General features: G+C 62.0%; 16 protein-coding genes and 1 riboswitch. Of the genes, 11 read left to right on the forward strand and 5 right to left on the reverse strand.

The features are described from left to right. Positions 1-27: 27 nt before the first annotated feature. From purH to K0F85_RS13300, 5 genes are all read left to right on the forward strand, one after another. The gene (gene purH / locus K0F85_RS13280; protein ID WP_219116484.1) at positions 28-1614 is read left to right on the forward strand and encodes a bifunctional phosphoribosylaminoimidazolecarboxamide formyltransferase/IMP cyclohydrolase; all 1587 of its coding nucleotides are present in this window, start codon (positions 28-30) and stop codon (positions 1612-1614) included. A 100-nt stretch (positions 1615-1714) separates the two neighbouring features. Beyond that, positions 1715-2254, forward strand: a complete 540-nt coding sequence (ruvC, locus tag K0F85_RS13285; protein WP_219116485.1) for a crossover junction endodeoxyribonuclease RuvC — start codon at positions 1715-1717, stop codon at positions 2252-2254. Positions 2255-2296: 42 nt separating this feature from the next. Then, positions 2297-2875 carry a Holliday junction branch migration protein RuvA gene (gene ruvA, locus K0F85_RS13290; protein WP_219116486.1) on the forward strand — a complete coding sequence of 193 codons (579 nt, stop codon included), beginning with the start codon at positions 2297-2299 and terminating at the stop codon, positions 2873-2875. Positions 2876-2881: 6 nt separating this feature from the next. After that, entirely contained in the window at positions 2882-3937 is a 1056-nt protein-coding gene (gene ruvB, locus K0F85_RS13295; protein WP_219116487.1) for a Holliday junction branch migration DNA helicase RuvB, read from the forward strand. Between the two features lie 35 nt (positions 3938-3972). After that, the gene (locus tag K0F85_RS13300; protein ID WP_219116618.1) at positions 3973-4449 is read left to right on the forward strand and encodes a YaiI/YqxD family protein; all 477 of its coding nucleotides are present in this window, start codon (positions 3973-3975) and stop codon (positions 4447-4449) included. A 42-nt stretch (positions 4450-4491) separates the two neighbouring features. On the opposite strand, the gene K0F85_RS13305 is transcribed toward K0F85_RS13300, so the two are convergent. The 4 genes from K0F85_RS13305 to K0F85_RS13320 form a co-directional block, all read right to left on the reverse strand. Next, entirely contained in the window at positions 4492-5631 is a 1140-nt protein-coding gene (locus K0F85_RS13305) for an OmpA family protein (RefSeq protein ID WP_219116488.1), read from the reverse strand. Positions 5632-5644: 13 nt separating this feature from the next. Continuing rightward, positions 5645-7162 (reverse strand): ice-binding family protein, encoded by a 1518-nt coding sequence (locus K0F85_RS13310; RefSeq protein WP_219116489.1) that lies wholly within the window; start codon positions 7160-7162, stop codon positions 5645-5647. Positions 7163-7439: 277 nt separating this feature from the next. Next, on the reverse strand, positions 7440-7868 hold the full coding sequence (locus K0F85_RS13315; protein WP_374198701.1) for a DUF2147 domain-containing protein: 429 nt from the start codon (positions 7866-7868) through the stop codon (positions 7440-7442). A 153-nt stretch (positions 7869-8021) separates the two neighbouring features. Beyond that, entirely contained in the window at positions 8022-10841 is a 2820-nt protein-coding gene (locus K0F85_RS13320) for a valine--tRNA ligase (protein ID WP_219116491.1), read from the reverse strand. 492 nt (positions 10842-11333) lie between these two features. Here K0F85_RS13320 and K0F85_RS13325 point away from each other — a divergent pair, with 492 nt between their 5' ends. Beyond that, the gene (locus K0F85_RS13325; protein WP_219116492.1) at positions 11334-12398 is read left to right on the forward strand and encodes a porin; all 1065 of its coding nucleotides are present in this window, start codon (positions 11334-11336) and stop codon (positions 12396-12398) included. On the opposite strand, the gene K0F85_RS13330 is transcribed toward K0F85_RS13325, so the two are convergent. Next, positions 12395-14440 carry a bifunctional diguanylate cyclase/phosphodiesterase gene (locus K0F85_RS13330; protein WP_219116493.1) on the reverse strand — a complete coding sequence of 682 codons (2046 nt, stop codon included), beginning with the start codon at positions 14438-14440 and terminating at the stop codon, positions 12395-12397. The genes K0F85_RS13325 and K0F85_RS13330 overlap by 4 nt on opposite strands. Before the next feature lie 237 nt (positions 14441-14677). Between K0F85_RS13330 and K0F85_RS13335 the strand changes: the two genes are divergently transcribed. The 5 genes from K0F85_RS13335 to thiC all read left to right on the forward strand — a co-directional run bounded on the left by K0F85_RS13335 (position 14678) and on the right by thiC (position 21032). Next, the gene (locus K0F85_RS13335) at positions 14678-15418 is read left to right on the forward strand and encodes a Crp/Fnr family transcriptional regulator (protein WP_219116494.1); all 741 of its coding nucleotides are present in this window, start codon (positions 14678-14680) and stop codon (positions 15416-15418) included. 45 nt (positions 15419-15463) lie between these two features. Beyond that, complete coding sequence (locus tag K0F85_RS13340) at positions 15464-17707, forward strand: PAS domain-containing hybrid sensor histidine kinase/response regulator (RefSeq protein ID WP_219116495.1); 2244 nt, start codon at positions 15464-15466, stop codon at positions 17705-17707. A gap of 28 nt (positions 17708-17735) precedes the next feature. Continuing rightward, the gene (locus tag K0F85_RS13345) at positions 17736-18542 is read left to right on the forward strand and encodes a response regulator (RefSeq protein ID WP_219116496.1); all 807 of its coding nucleotides are present in this window, start codon (positions 17736-17738) and stop codon (positions 18540-18542) included. A 39-nt stretch (positions 18543-18581) separates the two neighbouring features. Continuing rightward, positions 18582-18839, forward strand: a complete 258-nt coding sequence (locus K0F85_RS13350) for a hypothetical protein (protein ID WP_219116497.1) — start codon at positions 18582-18584, stop codon at positions 18837-18839. Positions 18840-18923: 84 nt separating this feature from the next. Further along, a riboswitch (TPP riboswitch) is annotated at positions 18924-19039 on the forward strand. A gap of 79 nt (positions 19040-19118) precedes the next feature. Further along, the gene (gene thiC / locus K0F85_RS13355) at positions 19119-21032 is read left to right on the forward strand and encodes a phosphomethylpyrimidine synthase ThiC (protein ID WP_219116498.1); all 1914 of its coding nucleotides are present in this window, start codon (positions 19119-19121) and stop codon (positions 21030-21032) included. Positions 21033-21038 lie beyond the last annotated feature (6 nt).

The following is a 21038-nucleotide window of genomic DNA, read 5'->3' on the forward strand; positions in this document are numbered from 1 at the left end:
AGAACACTTAACCACCTAGCCACAGCCATGATCAAACAAGCTCTCCTCTCCGTTTCCGACAAGACCGGCGTTCTCGAATTCGCCCGCGCCCTGTCTGCCCTCGGCGTCAACCTCCTGTCCACCGGCGGCACCGCCAAATTGCTGGCAGACAACGGTGTTCCCGTCACGGAAGTTGCCGATTACACGGGTTTCCCGGAGATGCTCGATGGCCGTGTGAAGACCCTGCACCCGAAAGTGCATGGCGGTATCCTGGCGCGCCGCGATTTCCCAGAGCACATGGCGAAACTGGTCGAGCATGACATGCCGACCATCGACATGGTGGTGGTCAACCTGTATCCGTTCCAGGGCACGGTCGCCAAGGCCGATTGCACGCTGGAAGACGCGATCGAAAACATCGATATCGGCGGCCCGACCATGCTGCGTTCGGCAGCCAAGAACCACAAGGACGTGGTCGTCATCTGCGACCCGACCGATTACGACGCGGTACTGGCGGAAATGCGCTCGGCCGACGGCACGGCAGGCGACGTCAGCTATGACACCAAATTCATGTTGGCGAAAAAAGTCTTTGCGCACACGGCGCAATACGATGGCGCCATCACCAACTACCTGACCAGCCTGGGTCCGACGAAGGTGCACGCCGAGCGCGGCGCCTACCCGCAAATCCTCAACGTTGCCTTTGAAAAAGTGCAAGACATGCGCTACGGTGAAAACCCGCACCAGAGCGCCGCCTTCTACCGCGACCTCGTCACCACCGATGGCGCGCTGGCCAACTACCGCCAGCTGCAAGGCAAGGAATTGTCGTACAACAACATCGCCGATGCCGATGCGGCCTGGGAATGCGTGAAGAGCATGGGTGGCTTCGAGCAAAGCGCCGCCTGCGTCATCGTCAAGCACGCGAACCCATGCGGCGTAGCCCTGGGCAAGAATGCGGCCGAAGCGTATGCGCGCGCCCTGCAGACGGACCCGACCTCGGCATTCGGCGGCATCATCGCCTTCAACACGGAACTCGATGGCGCCACCGCCGGCGAAATCGCCAAGCTGTTCGTGGAAGTGCTGATCGCCCCGTCGTTCTCCGCCGAAGCGAAACAGATTCTGTCGAGCAAGCAAAACGTGCGCATGCTGGAAATCCCGCTGGGTTCCGGCGTCAACGCCATGGACTTCAAGCGCGTCGGTGGCGGTCTGCTGGTGCAATCGCCGGACGCGAAGAACGTCGGTATCGGCGACTTGCGCGTGGTCAGCAAGCTGCAGCCAACGCCGCAGCAACTGGCCGACCTGATGTTCGCCTGGAAAGTGGCGAAATTCGTCAAGTCGAACGCCATCGTCTTCTGCGGCAATAACATGACCCTGGGCGTGGGCGCTGGCCAGATGAGCCGTATCGATTCGGCCCGTATCGCTTCCATCAAGGCACAGAACGCGGGCCTGTCGCTGACCGGTTCCGTGGTGGCGTCGGATGCCTTCTTCCCCTTCCGCGACGGCCTCGACGTCGTCGTCGATGCGGGCGCGACCTGCGTCATCCACCCTGGTGGCTCCATGCGCGACCAGGAAGTGATCGATGCGGCCGATGAGCGCGGCGTGGTGATGCTCTACACGGGCACGCGTCACTTCCGCCATTGATATGGAACAGGCTGGGATTGAACATCTCAGCCAGTAGTAACTCAGCGGCAGGCCACCGGTTATTCACCGGTGCCTGCCGTATTCATTATAGAATCTGGCGATGATTATTCTTGGCATCGATCCTGGCTTGCGCACCACTGGCTTTGGGGTCATTGAAAAACACGGCAACAAGCTGCGCTATATCGCATCGGGTACCGTCAAGACCGCCTCCGAAGGCGAATTGCCGCCGCGCCTGAAGATCATCCTGCAGGGCGTGAGTGAAATCGTCGGCACCTACCAGCCCGATTGCGCGGCCATCGAAAAAGTGTTTGTCAACGTCAATCCCCAATCGACCCTGTTGCTGGGCCAGGCGCGCGGCGCAGCCATTTGCGCCCTCGTGCATGCCGATCTGTCGGTGGCCGAATACACGGCGCTGCAAGTGAAACAGGCCGTCACGGGCCATGGCAAGGCGGCCAAGGAACAGGTGCAGGAGATGGTGTCGCGGCTGCTGTCCTTGCCCGGCTTGCCCGGCACGGATGCGGCCGATGCGCTGGGCGTGGCCATTTGTCACGCCAACAGCATCGATGCACTGGCCATGCTGGGCGCGCTGGCACCGCAGTTGCAGGGCTTGCGTATGAAGCGCGGCCGTTTAGTGGGATAGCTGCATGACCCTCACATATATACACAACATTAGGAACACGCGATGATAGGCCGTCTCTCCGGTATTTTGCTTGAAAAGAATCCGCCACAATTGCTGGTCGATTGCCAGGGCGTCGGCTATGAAGTCGATGTGCCGATGAGCACGTTTTACAACTTGCCCCACGTGGGCGAAAAAGTCGTGCTGTTCACGCACCAGGCCATCCGCGAAGATGCGCACCTGCTGTTTGGTTTCGGCAATGCCGCCGAGCGCGCCGTGTTCCGCCAGTTGATCAAGATCACGGGCGTGGGCGCGCGCATGGCCTTGTCGATTCTCTCCGGGATGACGATTGCCGACCTGTCCCAAGCCATCACCCTGCAGGATTCCGGCCGCCTGGTGAAAGTACCGGGCATCGGCAAGAAAACGGCCGAGCGCCTGTTGCTGGAATTGAAGGGCAAGCTGGGTGCCGATATCGGCGCCGGCGGCGCGCATGCGGCGCCGGACGCGCAATCGGACATATTGAACGCGCTGGTGGCGCTCGGTTACTCGGACAAGGAAGCGCTGGCCGCCGTGAAAAACGTGCCGGCAGGCAGCGGCGTTTCCGATGGCATCAAACTGGCGCTGAAAGCGCTGTCGAAAGGCTGATAGGGCATGAGCATCCAGACCGACAGTTTCACGGAGCAGCGCATCATCGACGCGGCGCCCATCTCGCACAACGAAGAGGCCATCGAACGGGCTTTGCGCCCCAAGCAGCTCGACGAGTATGTGGGGCAGGAAAAGATCCGCGCCCAGCTCGAGATCTTCATCACGGCCGCGCGCCAGCGCAAGGAAGCGCTCGACCATACCTTGCTGTTCGGCCCGCCGGGCCTGGGCAAGACCACCCTGGCGCACATCATCGCGCGCGAAATGGGCGTGAATCTGCGCCAGACCTCGGGCCCCGTGCTGGAGCGTCCGGGCGACCTGGCGGCGATCCTGACGAACCTGGAAGCGAACGACGTCCTGTTCATCGATGAAATCCATCGTCTGTCGCCTGTCGTCGAGGAAATTCTGTATCCGGCCCTTGAGGATTATCAAATCGATATCATGATCGGTGAAGGTCCGGCCGCCCGTTCCGTGAAGCTCGATTTGCAACCGTTTACCCTGGTCGGCGCCACCACGCGCGCCGGCATGCTGACCAACCCGCTGCGCGACCGCTTCGGCATCGTCGCGCGGCTGGAGTTTTATAACACGGGCGAATTGACGAAGATCGTCACGCGCAGCGCGGCCTTGCTGAAAGCGCCCATCGACCCGGAAGGCGCGATTGAAATCGCCCAGCGCGCGCGTGGTACGCCGCGTATCGCCAACCGCCTGCTGCGCCGCGTGCGCGACTTCGCGGAAGTCAAAAGCAATGGCGAGATCACCAAGGTGGTGGCCGACCGTGCGCTGGCCATGCTCGACGTCGATTCCGTGGGCTTCGACGTGATGGACCGCAAGCTGCTCGAAGCCGTGCTGTTCAAGTTTGGCGGCGGTCCCGTCGGCATCGGCAATTTGGCGGCGGCCATCGGCGAAGCGGCCGATACTATTGAAGACGTGCTGGAACCTTATCTGATACAGCAAGGTTTTTTGCAGCGCACGCCACGTGGCCGTGTCGCCACACCAGCCGCCTATTTGCACTTCGGCGTCAGCGCGCCGCGCATGGGCCCCGGCGGCGAAGCGTGGGAACTGTGATGGCGGACGCCAGCCAGGGCGGACAGCCACCCGGCATGCAGATCTGGATCGACGCCGATGCCTGCCCCGTCGTCATCAAGGAAATCCTGTACCGCGTGGCCGACCGCCTGGAGTTGCCGCTCATCCTGGTAGCCAACCAGGGCTTGCGCGTGCCGCCGTCGCGTTTCATCCGCACCGTGCAAGTACCGTCCGGCGCCGACGTGGCCGACCAGGAAATCGTGCGTCTGCTCAATCCCGGCGACCTGGTCATCACGGGCGACATCCCGCTGGCCGCCGACGTGCTGACCAAGGGCGGTTTTGCGCTCAACCCGCGCGGCGAGTTTTATACGAAAGATAATATCGCCCAGCAATTGACGATGCGTGCCTTCATGGAAGAATTGCGCAGCGGCGGCGTGGATACGGGCGGCCCGGCCGCTTTCAGCCAGTCCGACCGGCAACAGTTCGCCAACAGCCTGGACCGGCATCTGAGCAAGCATCACCGCAAGCCGGCAGCGGCAGTGCGGCAGACGTAAAAAAAACCGGCGCAAGCCGGTTTTTTTATGGGCGGGGCTAACTTAGCGTGCAACTTTCCGCGTGCCCACGACTTCCACCGTCACGCGGCGGTTTTTGGCGCGCCCGGCGGCACTCGTGTTGTCGGCTACGGGCTGCGTTTCTCCCTTGCCTTCCGTGTAGACGCGGCTCGTCTCGACACCTTGCGCCACCAGGTAAGCCTTGACGGCTTCGGCGCGGCGCTGCGACAGTTTCTGGTTATAGGCGTCGGAACCGACGGCATCCGTATGACCCACGGTGACGATGACTTCGAGGTCCATGCCGGTCAATTGACCGAGTAGCTGCTCCAGTGCGGCCTTGCCTTGCGGCTTGAGCGTCGATTGATCGAAATCAAACAGCGCTTCGGAGGCAAACGACACTTTTTCCGCCACGGGTGCTGGCGCCGGTGCGGCCACGATGACGGGCGCCGGCATGGCGACGACAGGAGCGACTTCGGGCGCCGGCTGGTAGGCGGGCGTGGCACTGGCCGGGCGGCCCAGCTTATACACGAGGCTGACGGAATACAGGTCCGCATCGCCACGGTTGCCCACGGCATCGTTCAGGCGATAACGCTCGACTTCGCCGCGCAGGGCCAGCGCTTCGCTGAACTTGTATTCCAGGCCCAGGCCCAGCTTGGCATTGAGCTTGCGCTCGCTGGCATGGGTATTGGTCGAACCGAGCAGGCGGTTGCCGCTGAATTCCGTGTTGGTCTTGGTGTAGTGCATGCCAACACGGCCCAGCAAGGACAGCCGCTGCGACAGCGGCAGCTGGCCCAGCAAATCCAGGTTCACGCCGCGAAAGGCTGCTTGTCCGTTGAGCACGCCGTTGCCGCTGGTGGTCGACTTGAAATCGAACTTGCCCAGGTCAAAGTAGCCCGCTTCCACGGCGAAGTACTGGTTCAGTTGGCGGCCGACAAACAGTTTATAGCCGGTGTCGCGCTGGTCCTTGCTAAAGCCGGTGACGCTTTCGCCGTTGGCGGCCAGGCTGGCGCGCAGGCGCGGCTCGTCGATGGTGGCGCGCGACTGGCCCACGCCGGCGCCGATGTACCAGGCGCTGTTGGCCCAGTCCGGGTTGATGAAGGTGTTGTCTTGCGCCTGCGCCGCTTGCGCTGCCAGCAAGGCGCCGGCCATGACGCTCAGGGTGCCCAGTGTGTGTGCGATAGTCATTGTCATGTCCCGATTATTTGGTGATCTGGTTGTTGCGCAGGGTAACGGCGGCAGCCGTCAGCACGCGGCCATTGAGCAGGGTCGTGTTGTCGCCCACCGTGATGGCAGCCGATTGGCCCAGGATATTGCCCTTGAAGACGCTGTTCGCGGCCAGGGTCGTGGGGCCGACGGGCAGCCAGCTGACGTTGTCGGCCGTGGCGCCATTGTTCAGGGCAACGATGGCGTTGGCGGTCGAATCCAGGGTCAATGCCGTGCGAAAGATATACACGCCGGGACCGTTCAGTGTCAACGTGCCCGTGATGCTGATGGCGCCCGCATAGCAATACACGCCAGGGCCGAAGGTCTGGCCGCCCAGGTCGATGCCGCCGGCAAAGCTGACGTCGCAGGTCCGGCTATTGCCATCCGTGATCGCCGCTTGCAAATCCGTCATGGCACCGGCCAAGATGGCGCCCGACTTGTAATTGGTAAAACCAGCCGCCTGCGTCGGGTCAACCGTTTGCGAAGGCGCACCGACGTCGCCCGTGATCAGAGTAGTGCCGCCCGAATTATTCGTGATCGAGGTACCGGCCAGTACGCCGAAGGGGGCCGCGCGACCCAGAATGATCGGGTTCAGGACGGGGGGGAGGGCCACTGCCGTGACGGTCAACAGCGCGCTGCCGGACTGTCCGCCGGCCGTGGCCGTGATGCTGCTGGTGCCGACGGCGATGCCGGTGGCGACGCCTGTGTTCAGCACGCTGGCGTTGGCAACGGTGCCTGACATCCAGTTGGCGCCGCCAGTGATGATGGAGTTCGAGCTATCCGAATACGTTGCCGTGGCAATGAATTGTTGCTGGGCTCCGACAGCGATGCTGGCGGTGGCTGGCGTGACGGCGATGCTGACGATGGTGGCGGCAGGCACGGTGACGGTGGTGCTGGCTGTCTTGCCATTGAAGCTGGCGTTCATGATGCTGGTACCAAAGGCAAGCCCGGTGACCAGGCCGCCGCTGGCGACGGTGGCCGAGGCGGGCGTGACTGAGACGAAGCTGCTGCCGCTCGTGACGTTGACGCTGCTGCCATCCGAATACGTGGCGCGGACGGCCAGTTGGCGCGTTGCGGCGACGGGCACGGTGGGATTTTGCGGCGTGACGGCGATCGACAGCAAGGTCGCTGGCGTGACGGTCAGCACGGCGCTGGCGCTCTTGCCGCCGAACGCGGCAGCGATACTTGAGGTGCCGGCAGCAATGCTGGTGCTCATGCCCGTGGCGACATTGACGGTCGCGCTGGCCGGCGTGGCCGACGTCCAGGCCGCCTTGGCGCTGACGTCTTGCGTGGAACCGTCGCTATACGTGGCGATGGCCGTGAATTGCTGGCCCGCGCCGATGGCGACCGTGGCCGTGGCTGGCGTGACGGCCAGGCTGGCTAAGGTGGCAGCCGGCAAGCCGAGGATGGGATCGCGTCCCTGGTCACCGCCGCCGCAGCCGGCCAGGGCGGCCATGGCCAGCAAACCTGCCGAGACGAGCAGCGGGTTCAGATATCGTTTGAAGAGGTTCATGTGCGTTCCTTTGTGCATGGCAGTCATTGCCGGTCATCTGCGGATGAGGTCATCCGGCAGAGCCATGCCGCCCGTCGCAACAGGGCGATGGCGTCACAGGCATGCACTATTTCATTTAGGAAACTGGAGGTATGTGCGCTGGCGCGCTTAGCTTGTCTTGGGCTGGAAATCGGCTAAAAAGTGAGTAATTCGGCCTGGAAAACAACGGCCATGCGTGGAAAGCAGACGCAAAAAAGCCGGCGCAGGGCCGGCTTCGACAGGGCAGGGCGAGCGCTGTTTATTCTTCGCGCACCCACGTCTGCGAGCGGCCAAACATCGGCAAGCCGATATAGCCGCGCACTTGCAGCTTGGCGCCGCCTTCCGTCAGTTCGGCCTTGCTCTTGTAAGTCTTGCCATTGGCAGGGTCCGTGATTTCGCCGCCCGTCCATTCCTTGCCGTCATATTTCAGGCCGGACAGGATCACCAGGCCGATGATGGGTTGGTCCTTGTTGGCGCCCGTGCACTTGTCGCACTTCGGGTTTTGATCTTCATTCGGGCCACGGAACAGCTTGTCGATCTTGCCTTGCAAGACGCCATTGTTTTCCGTGATGACGACGAGTGATTTCGGCTTGCCGGTGGCGTCATCGATGGTTTTCCACGTGCCCACGGGGGTGTGGTTGTCATCGCGCGCGGCGGCGCTGCCGGCGATGGCCAGGGCCGCCATCATGATGCTTGCTGTGACGCTTGCTTTGACTATGTTATGCATTGCTGGTCTCCTATGGTTTTTTTGATCGGGTCACGAACAGTGTATATACCAAGGCAAGACCAGTAGTGCTGCGCGGCGTCACGGATGACGCCGCGCAATCCTGCCAAACTTGCCTTATGCGCTGGCTAGTTTAGCAAACTGTTCGCGCAATTTTTCAATTGTGGCCGAAAAACTGAGCAAGCGCTCGTTTTCTTGCGCAACGATGGCGGCCGGGGCGCGCGCGACGAAGCTTTCGTTGCCCAATTTGCTATTCACTTTGGCAATTTCCGCTTCGATGCGGGCGATTTCTTTGCCCAGGCGCTCGCGTTCGGCAGCCACGTCGATTTCCACTTTCAGCATCAGCTTGGTGGTGCCGACGATGGCGACGGCTGCAGGCGAGTCCGGCAGCGCATCGACGATCTGCACGTCGGCCAGCTTGCCCAGCGACTGGATGTACGGTGCGTACGAAGCCAGCGCAGCCTTTTCTGTGGCATTGCCCGCTTCGACGATCAGCGGCACGCGCACCGATGGGGAAATTTGCATTTCGCCACGCAGGTTGCGCGTCGCATCCGTCAACGCTTTCAACTGCTGCATCCACGCTTCGGCCGATTCGTCGATCTTGTCGGTGTTGGCGATCGGGTATGGCTGCATCATGATGGACACGCCCTTGGCCTCGCCCTCGGCCTTCGGCAGCTTGCCGGCCAACGGCGCAACGCTCTGCCACAGCGCTTCCGTGACAAACGGGATGATCGGATGGGCCAGGCGCAGCACCACTTCCAGCACGCGCAGCAGGGTGTGACGGGTGGCGCGTTGCTGGCCTTCCGTGCCCTGTTGCACTTGTACTTTGGCTACTTCCAGGTACCAGTCGCAATACTCGTCCCAGACGAACTTGTAGATGCTGGCGGCGATATTGTCGAAACGGAAGTCTTCGAAGCCCTTGGCGACGTCCAGTTCCGCCTTTTGCAGCAGCGAGATGATCCATTTGTCGGCTTGCGACAGGTCGGCCTCATTCGCGGTGCAATCCTTGCCTTCCGTATTCATCATGACGAAACGGGTGGCGTTCCACATCTTGTTGCAGAAGTTGCGGTAGCCTTCGCAGCGGCCCAGGTCGAAATTGATGTTGCGCCCCAGCGAGGCATAACTGGCCATGGTGAAGCGCACGGCGTCCGTACCGTAGGCCGAAATACCTTCCGGGAATTCCTTGCGCGTTGCCTTGGTGATCTTTTCCGCGTCGCGCGGGTTCATCAGGCCCGTGGTGCGCTTGACGATCAAGCCTTCCAGGTCGATGCCGTCGATCAGGTCGATCGGGTCCAGGGTGTTGCCCTTCGACTTGGACATTTTCTGTCCCGTCGAATCGCGCACCAGGCCGTGTACGTAGACGGTTTCAAACGGCACCTTGCCCGTGAAGTGCGCCGTCATCATGACCATGCGCGCGACCCAGAAGAAGATGATGTCGAAACCCGTCACCAGCACGGAGGAGGGCAGGAAAGCCTTCATGTCCGGCGTTTCTTCCGGCCAACCCATGGTCGAGAACGGCACCAGCGCCGACGAGAACCACGTGTCGAGCACGTCGTCGTCGCGCTTCAGGGGGCCGGTACTGCCGGCGGCCAGGGCTTTGGCTTGTGCCTCGGCTTCGGTCTTGGCAACGAAGATATTGCCTTTGTCGTCATACCATGCCGGGATTTGATGGCCCCACCACAGCTGGCGCGAGATGCACCAGTCCTGGATATTGTTGAGCCACTGGTTGTAGGTAGTGCTCCAGTTTTCCGGCACGAACTTGATTTCGCCATTGGCGACCTTGTCCAGCGCCGTTTCGGCGATCGATTTACCGGGGAAGAACGTGCCTTCCGGGGCCGGCTTGCTCATGGCGACGAACCACTGGTCCGTCAGCATCGGCTCGATGACGACGCCCGTGCGGTCGCCGCGCGGCACCATCAGCTTGTGCGGCTTGACTTGCTCGAGCAAGCCTTGCGCGTCCAGGTCGGCGACGATCTGCTTGCGCGCGGCGAAGCGGTCCATGCCGCGGTAGGCTGCCGGCGCGTCGTCGGTGATCTTCGCGTCCAGGGTCAGGATGACGATCTGCGCCAGTTTGTGGCGCTGGCCCACGGCGTAATCGTTCATGTCATGCGCTGGGGTAATTTTGACGCAACCGGTGCCGAATTCCTTGTCGACATATTCGTCGGCGATGATGGGGATTTCGCGGTCGGTCAGCGGGAGTTTGAGCATCTTGCCCACCAGCGCTGCGTAGCGCTCGTCCGTCGGATCGACGGCCACGGCCACGTCGCCCAGCATGGTTTCAGGACGGGTCGTGGCCACCGTCAGGAAACCGCTGCCGTCGGCCAGCGGGTACTTGATGTACCACATCGAGCCGTCTTCTTCCTCGGACACCACTTCCAGGTCGGAAACCGCCGTGCCCAGCACGGGGTCCCAGTTGACCAGGCGCTTGCCGCGGTAGATCAGGCCTTGCTCGAACAGGCGCACGAAGACGTCGGTGACGACTTTCGAGCGCGGCTCATCCATCGTGAAGTATTCGCGCTGCCAGTCGGCCGAGGCGCCCAGGCGGCGCATTTGGCCGGTGATGATGGAACCGGATTTTTCTTTCCATTCCCACACTTTTTCCACGAATTTCTCGCGCCCCAGGTCATGGCGCGAAATCTTTTGCGCATCCAGCTGGCGTTGCACGACGATTTGCGTGGCGATGCCCGCGTGGTCGGTGCCGGGAATCCAGGCCGTGTTGTGGCCCAGCATGCGGTGGTAGCGGGTCAGGCCATCCATGATGGTCTGATTGAACGCATGGCCCATGTGCAGGGTGCCGGTGACGTTCGGCGGCGGCAACTGGATGCTGAAGGAAGGTTTTCCGGCATCGAGGGTGGCGGTGAAGTAACCGCGCTGTTCCCACTCGGTGCGCCAGAATTGTTCAATGTCGGCGGGCTCGAAAGACTTGGCTAATTCCATGATTTGGCGTGTGATTGGCAAAAGGAACCATTATAGATGACACGGCATCGCCTGCAGCGTGGCCGCAGGCATTTTTCAGTGTTTTGGCGGCTTTGCGGGCCGTTTTGCCGCAACCGGATGGGTGGCTGGCGCTGCCGATGTTATAATGTCGGCCTCGGCGCCTCCTGCCCCATCTTTGCGGACGGCGCCAGCAGGCGCGGTTTTATCCAACTCTCGCCCGCATCACACGGCCAGCGCATCAGCGATGCCAGCCATCTCAGAGCGTCCCCTTCGGGCCGGGCGCCTGAGCCACGCGCACCGCCAGCGGTGCACCATTCACGGCGGAATAGCGCGCGCCATTGTCTTTACCGGCCGCGCCGCCACAGCTTAGCCAGGAATGTTGTTATCTGGCCCGTCGTCTTTCGATACGGCAATAACTACAGCGCGCTTTGTCGCCTGTGGCTATGCCATGGCCGCGCGCTTTCCCGGTTTTGCCTTTACAAGGAAACCATCATGAAGAAAATCTCGATCACCCTCGGCCTCGTGTCGAGCATCGCCAGCCTGGGCGCCATTCCCCTTGCTCACGCCCAGTCGTCCGTCGAGCCGTCTTCAGTCACCGTGTACGGCTTGATGGACGCGGCCCTGGTGCAGGAGCGCGGCATCAGCAAGCTCACCAGTGGCGTGTCGGCTGGCTCGCGCCTGGGCCTGCGTGGCACCGAGTCCCTGGGCAATGGCCTGCAAGCCGTGTTCACGCTGGAAGCGGGTCTCTTGAGCGATACGGGCCGCTCCGACCAGGCAGGCCAGTTGTTTGGCCGCCAGGCCTTTGTCGGCCTCAGCAGCCCCCTGGGCATGCTCACCGTGGGGCGCCAGTACAACCTGCAAAGCCAGGCGCTGACCGATGTGGCCGACCCCTTCGAGGGCGGCATGGCGGGCGCGTCGACCAACCTGGCCGGCTATTCGGCCACGCGCATCGACAATACCGTGCGCTACACCTCGCCGGAATGGCGCGGCCTGACGGGCACTGTCATGTTCGGTGCCGGTGAACACACGGGGATGGCGGCAGATCAACGCTCGCTGGGCCTGGCCCTGGGCTATGTCAACGGCCCCTTGACCCTGCGCCTGGCGCGCCAGAGCCGTGGCGGCGCATTCGGCAAGGCCGACGTCAACAACACCATTCTGGCCGGTAACTACAACTTCGGCGTGGCCACCGCGTTTGCCGGCTATGGCCGCAACACGGGCGATGGCAGCAGCATGTTCTTTGCGGAAAACCCGTATGGCGCAGCGCAGGCGCCGGCCCAGTCGAGCGACAGCCGCGACGCCATCGTCGGCGTGTCCGTGCCACTGGGCGCGACCACCTTGCTCGCTTCGTTCATCCACAAGGATGACCGTGACGCCGCCAACCGCGATGCGCAGCAGCTGGCCATCGGCGCCACGTATGCCTTGTCCAAGCGTAGCAAGGTGTATCTTGCCTACGCGCACATCCGCAACCGCAACGACGCCGCCTATATGGTGGGCAATGCGACGGAAGTGGGTAGCGGCAACCGCGCGCTGAACATCGGCTTGCGCCACGCGTTTTAAGCAGGCAGCATTTTCCTCTGCAGTAACAGTTCTTCGAAGGCGGCTGCGGTCAGCGGGCGGCTGAACAGGTAGCCCTGCATCTGATCGCAGCCGTGCTGGCGCAGGAAGGCCAGTTGCTGCAGCGTTTCCACGCCTTCCGCGATCACTTTCAGGCGCAAGCTGTGCGCCAGCGAAATGATGGCGCGCACGATGGCCGCGTCGTCGTCACTGTGCGTGATGTCGCTGACGAAGGTCTTGTCGATTTTCAGTACGTCGATGGGGAAGTGGCGCAGGTAGGCCAGGCTGGAATAGCCGGTGCCGAAGTCATCGATCGATAGTTGCACGCCCAGTGCCTTCAGCTTGCTCATGATGGCAGTGGCTTGCTCCACGTTATGCATGACCATGCTTTCCGTCAATTCCAGCTCAAGATGGGCTGCCTCAAGGCCCGTGTCGGCCAGCGCCTGTGCCACCGCCTGCAGCAGATTCCTTTGCTTGAATTGCCGTGCCGACAGGTTGACGGCCAGGCGCAGCGGGCCATGGCCAGCCTGTTGCCAGGCCCGCGCCTGGGCACACGCCGTGTGCAGCACCCAGTCGCCGATGGGAATGATCAAGCCCATTTCTTCGGCCAGGCTGATAAAGCTGGCAGGCGCAATACGTCCCAGTTGCGGATGTTGCCAGCGCAGCAGCGCTTCCATGCCCACCACCGCACCGCTGGAGAGATCCAGCTGTGGCTGGTATTCCAGGTGGAACTGCCCGCGTGCCAGCGCGTGGCGCAACTCGCTTTCCAGTCCCAGCCGTTCCAGGGTGCCCGCATTCATGCTCGAAGCATAGAATTGCCAGTGGCCCCGTCCCTGTTCCTTGGCGCGGTACATGGCGATGTCGGCGTGCTTGATCAAGGTGTCGGCATCCTGGCCATCGTCGGGATAGACGGCCACGCCCATGCAGCAGCTGAGAAGGAATTCGTATTCGCCCAGTTGCAGCGGCTGCGCCACGGCGTTCAGGATGCGCTGCAGGATGGCGGCGCCCGGTTCGCCATTGCCATGCTGGGGCAGCAGCAATACGAATTCGTCACCGCCCAGGCGTGCTACCGTGTCGACTTCGCGCGTGGCGTCGCGCAGGCGCTCGGCCACGTTTTTCAGCACCGTGTCGCCCGCATCGTGGCCCAGGGTATCGTTGACGAATTTAAAGCGGTCGAGGTCGATGAAAACCACCCACAGGGGCAGGCCGCTGCGCCGCGTCACGGCCATGGCCTGCTCCAGCCGTTCGCGCAGCAGCAGGCGGTTGGCCAGGCCCGTCAGGATGTCGTGCCTCGACTGGAATTGCAGTTCCTGTTCGAAGCGCATGACGGTGCTGATGTCGTATTGCGCTACGACAAAGTGGCTGACGCTGCCGTCGCCATCGTCGCGCACGGGTGCAACGAACAGCTCGCTCCAGTAGCAGCTGCCATCCTTGCTGAAATTGCGCACGATGGCCTTGCCTTCGCGCTGTTCGCGCAGGGCCGTCGTAATGGCATGCATGTCTTGCCGCCCCTCCTGGGGGCCCTGCAAGTCTTCCAGGCGCTGGCCGATGACTTCCGCGGCCGCATAGCCGGTGATGCGCTCGAAGGCGGGATTGACATACTCGATCAGGTAGCCCGGTGCGTCGGCACTGCACAGGATGATGGCATTGGCCGACACTTCGATGATGCGTTCGCGCAAACGCAGCGATTTTTCATTGTGCATGCGTGCGGCGATGTCTTCGGACAGGCGCAAATTGGCAAACTGCAGCGCCGCCGTGCGCTCGCCCGTGATGCGGGCAATCACGCTATTGCGCGACACGAGCTGAAAGACATACGCCGTCGCCAGCAGGCTAGACAACAGTCCGCCCAGCAGCACGTAAAGGGAGCCGCGATGCTTGGCGTCCAGGCTCATGCCGCTGGCGTGGTACTGCAGCAGCCTGCTGCTGTCCGCTTCGATCTGGCGCGCCGAGACATAGCACAGGGCCGTCAGGCTCAGCCCGACTGCCAGAGTGATCAGGGCCGAGATGGAAACGGAAATGGAAATGCGTTTGAAAAATGATTGCATGATGGCGTCCGGTAGTAGCGCCGGCGCCGATCCATGATCCGGCAGCCCTGGCAGTGATTGACTGTAGGATGCGCGGCGAATCAGCGTCCGTTCGCTGGCGAACAGACAAGCATGCCTGCAAGAAATATAGTCGGGCCTCGGTACAAGCAGTGTGTTACGCTGCGCAGCATGGCGACCCTCGTTCGGACGCCTTTCATCTATCCCCTAGCTGACGACTGGAAACCAGGAATTCTGCCCATGTCGAGTCCGCATGCCCAGCTGCACAACCCGAATCAAAACCATTTGCTCGCCGCCATGCTCGACGCCGATTTTGCGCGCCTGGCACCCCATCTGGAGCAAGTGTCCATGTTGCTGGGCGACGTGATTTACGATTCGGGCGACAAGTTGCAGCATGTGTACTTCCCTACCACGGCCATCGTTTCTTTGCACTACCTGCTGGAAAACGGCGGTTCGTCCGAAATTGCCGGCGTCGGCAATGAAGGTGTGGTGGGCGTGTCGCTATTCATGGGCGGCAACTCGACGCCCAGCCGCGCCGTGGTGCAGACGGGTGGCGTCGGCTATCGGCTGAAGGCGCACCTGCTGATGGAAGAATTCGACCGCGCCGGTCCCGTCATGCGCCTGCTGCTGCGCTATACGCAAGCCCTGATTACGCAAATGTCGCAGACGGCCGTGTGCAACCGCCACCATACGGTGGAGCAACAACTGTGCCGCTGGCTGTTGCTGACCATGGACCGGCTGCCGAACCGCGAGCTGACCATGACGCAGGAACTCATCGCCAACATGCTGGGCGTACGCCGCGAAGGCGTGACGGAGGCAGCCGGGCGCTTGCAGGCGCGCGGCTTCATCAGCTACCGGCGCGGACATATCTCCGTGCTGGACCGCGCCGGCCTCGAAGGCCATGTGTGCGAATGCTATGGCGTCGTCAAGAAGGAATTCGCGCGCCTGCTGTCTGACGTGCGCCAGCGCCAGGCGCACTGAACACCGCATCTACTCTCTTATCGTTGTCACAGTCCAGGCTATCTCATGCAATCTGTCGAAAAAATCCCCACCGGTGTCGCTTCGCGCTGGCCCATGGCGCTGGCGTTCTCTTTCAGTGCCATCGTGCTGCTGGCCGTCGGCGTGCTGGCCTGGCGCGCGCCATTCGAGACCGCGTGCGTCATAGACGCGCTGGTATTTCTACTGCTGATGCTGCTGGTGGCACTGTACCGGCGCACGGTATCGGCCAGCCTGCCGCGCCAGTTGCTCAAGGCGGGCGCCTTGCAGGATGCGATTTTCAATAGCGCCAATTTTTCGTGCATCGCCACCGATGCGCAGGGCGTGATCCAGATTTTCAATGTCGGCGCCGAACGCATGCTCGGTTACGCTGCCAGCGATGTGGTGGACCGGCTGACGCCGGCCGGTATTTCCGACGCACAAGAGATCGTCACCCGCGCCGCCGCCCTCAGTGCCGAGCTCGACACCGTCATCACGCCCGGCGTGGAGGCGCTCGTGTTCAAGGCCATGCGCGGCATCGAAGATATCTATGAACTGACCTATATCCGCAAGGATGGCAGCCGTTTCCCCGCCATCGTCTCCGTGACGGCACTGCGCGACGCGCAGAGCAAGGTCATCGGCTACTTGCTGATCGGCACCGACAACACGGTGCGCAAGCAGGTCGAAGCGGAACAGGCGCTGCTGGACCAGCGCTTGCGCGAACAGCAGTTCTATACACGCTCGCTGATCGAATCGAATATCGATGCGCTGATGACGACGGACCCGCGCGGTGTCATCAGCGACGTCAATCAGCAAATGGAAGCACTGACGGGTTGCACGCGCGACGAATTGATCGGCGCGCCGTGCAAGAATTATTTTACGGAACCAGAACGGGCCGAGGAAGCCATCGCGCGCGTGTTGCGTGAAGGAAAGTTGACTAACTACGAGCTGACGGCCCTGGCGCGCGACGGTACGCAGACGGTGGTGTCCTACAACGCCTCGACTTTCCACGATCGCGAGCGCAAGTTGCAGGGCGTGTTTGCCGCCGCCCGCGACGTGACGGAACGCAAGCAGTTCGAACTCGCCTTGCAAGACACGAATATCGAGATGGAAAAGGCCCGCCAGGCGGCGGAAAAGGCGAACCTGGCCAAGTCCGAGTTTCTGTCGAGCATGAGCCATGAATTGCGCACGCCGCTGAACGCCGTGCTGGGCTTTGCCCAACTGATGGCCTCCGAGACGCCGGCACCGAGTTTGCCGCAGCAGCGTTCGATCGACCAGATTCTCAAGGGCGGCTGGTATCTTTTGCGCTTGATCAATGAAATCCTCGACCTGGCCATGATCGAATCGGGCAAGGTCACCATGTCGGAAGAGGCGATGTCCTTGCTCGACGTATTGCAGGATTGCCAGGCAATGATCGCGCCGCAGGCGGAAAAACGCGGCATCCGCATGTATTTCCCCCGCTGTGGCCAGGCTTTCTATGTGCATGCCGACCGCACGCGCGTGAAACAAGTGATGATCAACCTGCTGTCAAACGCCATCAAATACAACCAGAGCGGCGGCAGCGTGAAGGTCGAGTGCCGCCGCAGCGGCGACCGCGTGCGTGCCAGCGTCACCGACAGCGGCGCCGGCTTGAATGCAGAACAGATGGCGCAGCTGTTCCAGCCATTTAACCGTCTGGGCCAGGAAAACAGCACGGAAGAGGGCACGGGCATCGGCCTGGTCGTCACCAAGCAGCTGGTCGAACTGATGGGGGGCACCATCGGCGTCGACAGCACGGTGGGCGTGGGCACTACCTTCTGGGTGGAATTCAAGGCGTCGCGCGCGCCCGAGCTGGTCATGGAGCAGGGCGAAGTGTTGCCGGTGGCGCAGGAAGACCAGGAAAGCCAGCGCACCTTGCTGTATGTGGAAGACAATCCCGCCAACCTGGCACTGGTGGAGCAATTGATCGCCCGTCGCAGCGATTTGAAGCTGCTGACGGCCATCGACGCGCACCTGGGCATCGACCTGGCGCGCACGTATCAACCGGATGTGATCTTGATGGATATCAACCTGCCCGGCATCAGCGGCTACGGCGCGCTGCATATCCTGCACGACGATCCCCTCACCAGCCACATTCCCGTGATGGCCCTGTCGGCCAACGCCATGCCGCGCGACATTGAAAAAGGCCTGGACGCAGGCTTCTTCCGCTATCTGACCAAGCCGATCAAGGTCGTCGAATTCATGGATGCGCTCGATGTCGCCCTGCACCATGCGGCCGCGCATGGCCTGGCCGACGACACTCACGCAGTACGCTAATTCAGCACTTCATTTTAGGAATACCGCCATGCTTCAAGCCACCGAGATCCTGAACGCCAGCATCCTCATCGTCGATGACCAGGAGGCCAACGTCATGCTGCTCGAACAGGTGTTGCGCAATGCAGGCTACACGCGCATCACGTCCACCATGGACCCGAAAGCCGTGCATGCGCTGCACCAACAGCACCGTTACGACCTGATCCTGCTCGACTTGCAGATGCCGGAAATGGATGGCTTCGAAGTCATGGAAGGCTTGCGCGACATCGAGGCGGGCAGCTATCTGCCCGTGCTGGTGATTACGGCTCAGCCCAGCCACAAGCTGCGCGCGCTGCAGGCCGGCGCCAAGGACTTCGTCAGCAAGCCCTTTGACCTGGTGGAAGTGAAGACGCGCATCCACAACATGCTGGAAGTGCGCCTGCTGTACCAGAAGCTGGCCGAATACAACAAGTCGCTGGAACAGATGGTGGAAGAGCGCACGGCGGAGTTGCGCGAAAGCGAAGCGCGCTTCCAGCGCTTCACGGAGCTGTCGTCCGACTGGTACTGGGAGCAGGATGCACAGGGCAATCTAACGCGCTTTTCCGGCCCCGTGGCGGAAATGCTGGGCATCGGCAGCGAGGAAGAGCCGCAGCGCTGGAACGCCACCGAGCGCGCCTTGCTCGACGCCAAAATTGCCGCACGCGAACCGTTTCTTGACTTCATCTACAGCCGCGCCAATCCCGATGGCAGCACGCAGTACCTGCAGGTCAGCGGCGAACCGATGTTCGACACGGGCAGCCGCTTCATCGGCTACCGCGGCATCGGCCTCGATGTCACGCAGCGCCATCGAAGCGCCTGATTTATACTTGCTGCTATCCATATCCACAAGGAAAGCATCATGGCAGACAAATCACAAGCCCAGTACTGGTTCCCCGCCAAGACCTATGGCTGGGGCTGGGGCATGCCCATCACCTGGCAGGGCTGGCTGGTCTTTTTGAGCGCGCTGGCGCTGTTCGCCTGCGGCGCCTTCCTGCTCCCGCCACAAGAATCGCTGGCACTGTACATCATCTATGAAGTCGTCATCGCCGGCGCGCTCGTCGGCGTGTGCTGGCTGAAGGGCGAACCGACCAGCTGGCGCTGGGGCAAGAAGAAGTAAGGCCGAAGCACAAAGACGACACTTGCAAGAAATCATCTGGCCACGCGGCGCGAACCGCGTATAATTGGCTCGCTGCCGCAAGGCGGCAAACGCTAGGGGTCCTGCCTTTCGCTGTGGAAACACAGTGCAAGCGCGGGTGAGAAATACCCTCCGAACCTGATCTGGATAATGCCAGCGAAGGGAAGCTTTAGGATGAACGCACCCCGCCTTTCCGCGTGCGCGCAGCCGAACCTCCTTAGCTGGCTCCAGGCTTAAAAATAGTCTAGCCAAGGAGCCAAAATGAACGCCAACCCGAAATTCCTCTCCGCCACCGCCACGGTCGACGAAGCCGCCATCGCGCCGCTGCCCAATTCGCGCAAGATTTACGTGCAGGGCAGCCGCCCCGATATCCGCGTGCCCATGCGCGAGATCAGCCAGTCCGACACGGAAGCGTCGTTCGGCGGCGAAAAGAATCCACCGATCTACGTCTACGATACTTCCGGCCCCTACACGGACCCGGACGTGAACATCGATATCCGCTCGGGCCTCGATACGCCGCGCCTGCCATGGATCATGGAACGTGCCGACACGGAAGAATTGCCCGGTCCGACCTCCGACTACGGCATTGCCCGCCTGGCAGACCCGAAACTGGCCGAGCTGCGTTTCAACCTGCACCGCAAGCCGCGCCGCGCCATCGCCGGCAAGAACGTCACGCAAATGCATTACGCCCGCCAGGGCATCATCACGCCTGAAATGGAATTCGTGGCGATCCGCGAAAACATGCGCCGCCAGGAGTATCTGCGCGAACTGAAAGCTTCCGGCCCCATGGGCGAGCGCCTGGCCGAGCTGATGGGCCGCCAGCATCCGGGCCAGTCGTTTGGCGCCAGCATCCCGGTTGACATCACGCCGGAATTCGTGCGCGAGGAAATCGCCCGCGGCCGTGCCATCATCCCCGCCAACATCAACCACCCGGAAGTCGAGCCGATGATTATCGGCCGCAATTTCCTGGTGAAAATCAACGCGAATATCGGCAACTCCGCCGTCACCTCGTCGATAGGCGAGGAAGTGGAGAAGATGACCTGGGCCATACGCTGGGGCGGCGACAACGTGATGGATTTGTCCACGGGTAAGCATATCCACGAAACGCGCGAATGGATCGTGCGTAACAGCCCCGTGCCCATCGGCACCGTGCCCATCTACCAGGCGCTGGAAAAGGTCAATGGCAAGGCCGAAGATCTGACGTGGGAAATTTTCCGCGACACCCTGATCGAGCAGGCCGAGCAGGGCGTCGATTACTTCACCATCCATGCCGGCGTGCTGCTGCGCTATGTGCCGATGACGGCCAAACGTTTGACGGGCATCGTTTCGCGTGGCGGCTCCATCATGGCGAAATGGTGTCTGGCGCACCACCAGGAATCGTTCCTGTACACGCATTTCGAAGACATTTGCGAGATCATGAAGGCGTATGACGTGTCGTTCTCGCTGGGCGATGGCTTGCGCCCCGGCTCGATCTACGACGCCAACGACGAGGCGCAACTGGGCGAACTGAAAACCCTGGGCGAGCTGACGCAAGTGGCCTGGAAGCACGACGTGCAAGTGATGATCGAGGGCCCCGGCCACGTGCCCATGCAGCTGATCAAGGAAAACATGGACTTGCAGCTGGAGCAGTGCGGCGAAGCGCCGTTCTATACCCTGGGACCGTTGACGACCGATATCGCCCCCGGCTACGACCACATTACCTCGGGTATAGGCGCGGCCATGATAGGCTGGTACGGCACGGCCATGCTGTGTTACGTGACGCCGAAGGAACACCTGGGCCTGCCCAACAAGGCCGATGTCAAGGACGGCATCATCACCTACAAGATCGCGGCCCATGCGGCCGACCTGGCGAAAGGCCATCCGGGCGCGCAAATCCGCGACAACGCCCTGTCGAAAGCGCGCTTCGAATTTCGCTGGGACGACCAGTTCAACATCGGCCTGGACCCGGACAAGGCGCGCGAATTCCACGATGAAACCCTGCCCAAGGATTCGGCCAAGGTGGCGCATTTCTGCTCCATGTGCGGCCCGCACTTCTGCTCCATGAAGATCACGCAGGAAGTGCGCGAATACGCGGCCGGCATGGGCATCGCGGAAGACAAGGCGCTCCAGCAGGGCATGGAAATCAAGGCCATCGAATTCATCAAGAACGGCGCCGAGCTGTACCGCAAGGTCTGAGGGAGA

The sequence above is a fragment of the Janthinobacterium sp. UMAB-56 genome, from assembly GCF_900095265.1.
GTDB lineage: Bacteria > Pseudomonadota > Gammaproteobacteria > Burkholderiales > Burkholderiaceae_D > Janthinobacterium.

What these genes read in the sequence shown, in the direction of transcription:
- K0F85_RS13300 (WP_219116618.1), top strand. Translation starts at nt 3,973, where the DNA reads ATGCAGATCTGGATCGACGCCGATGCCTGCCCCGTCGTCATCAAGGAA.
- K0F85_RS13340 (WP_219116495.1), top strand. Translation starts at nt 15,464, where the DNA reads ATGCAATCTGTCGAAAAAATCCCCACCGGTGTCGCTTCGCGCTGGCCC.
- K0F85_RS13305 (WP_219116488.1), bottom strand. Translation starts at nt 5,631, where the DNA reads ATGACTATCGCACACACACTGGGCACCCTGAGCGTCATGGCCGGCGCC.
- K0F85_RS13325 (WP_219116492.1), top strand. Translation starts at nt 11,334, where the DNA reads ATGAAGAAAATCTCGATCACCCTCGGCCTCGTGTCGAGCATCGCCAGC.
- K0F85_RS13320 (WP_219116491.1), bottom strand. Translation starts at nt 10,841, where the DNA reads ATGGAATTAGCCAAGTCTTTCGAGCCCGCCGACATTGAACAATTCTGG.
- ruvC (WP_219116485.1), top strand. Translation starts at nt 1,715, where the DNA reads ATGATTATTCTTGGCATCGATCCTGGCTTGCGCACCACTGGCTTTGGG.
- ruvB (WP_219116487.1), top strand. Translation starts at nt 2,882, where the DNA reads ATGAGCATCCAGACCGACAGTTTCACGGAGCAGCGCATCATCGACGCG.
- thiC (WP_219116498.1), top strand. Translation starts at nt 19,119, where the DNA reads ATGAACGCCAACCCGAAATTCCTCTCCGCCACCGCCACGGTCGACGAA.
- purH (WP_219116484.1), top strand. Translation starts at nt 28, where the DNA reads ATGATCAAACAAGCTCTCCTCTCCGTTTCCGACAAGACCGGCGTTCTC.
- ruvA (WP_219116486.1), top strand. Translation starts at nt 2,297, where the DNA reads ATGATAGGCCGTCTCTCCGGTATTTTGCTTGAAAAGAATCCGCCACAA.
- K0F85_RS13350 (WP_219116497.1), top strand. Translation starts at nt 18,582, where the DNA reads ATGGCAGACAAATCACAAGCCCAGTACTGGTTCCCCGCCAAGACCTAT.
- K0F85_RS13330 (WP_219116493.1), bottom strand. Translation starts at nt 14,440, where the DNA reads ATGCAATCATTTTTCAAACGCATTTCCATTTCCGTTTCCATCTCGGCC.
- K0F85_RS13335 (WP_219116494.1), top strand. Translation starts at nt 14,678, where the DNA reads ATGTCGAGTCCGCATGCCCAGCTGCACAACCCGAATCAAAACCATTTG.
- K0F85_RS13345 (WP_219116496.1), top strand. Translation starts at nt 17,736, where the DNA reads ATGCTTCAAGCCACCGAGATCCTGAACGCCAGCATCCTCATCGTCGAT.
- K0F85_RS13310 (WP_219116489.1), bottom strand. Translation starts at nt 7,162, where the DNA reads ATGAACCTCTTCAAACGATATCTGAACCCGCTGCTCGTCTCGGCAGGT.
- K0F85_RS13315 (WP_374198701.1), bottom strand. Translation starts at nt 7,868, where the DNA reads ATGATGGCGGCCCTGGCCATCGCCGGCAGCGCCGCCGCGCGCGATGAC.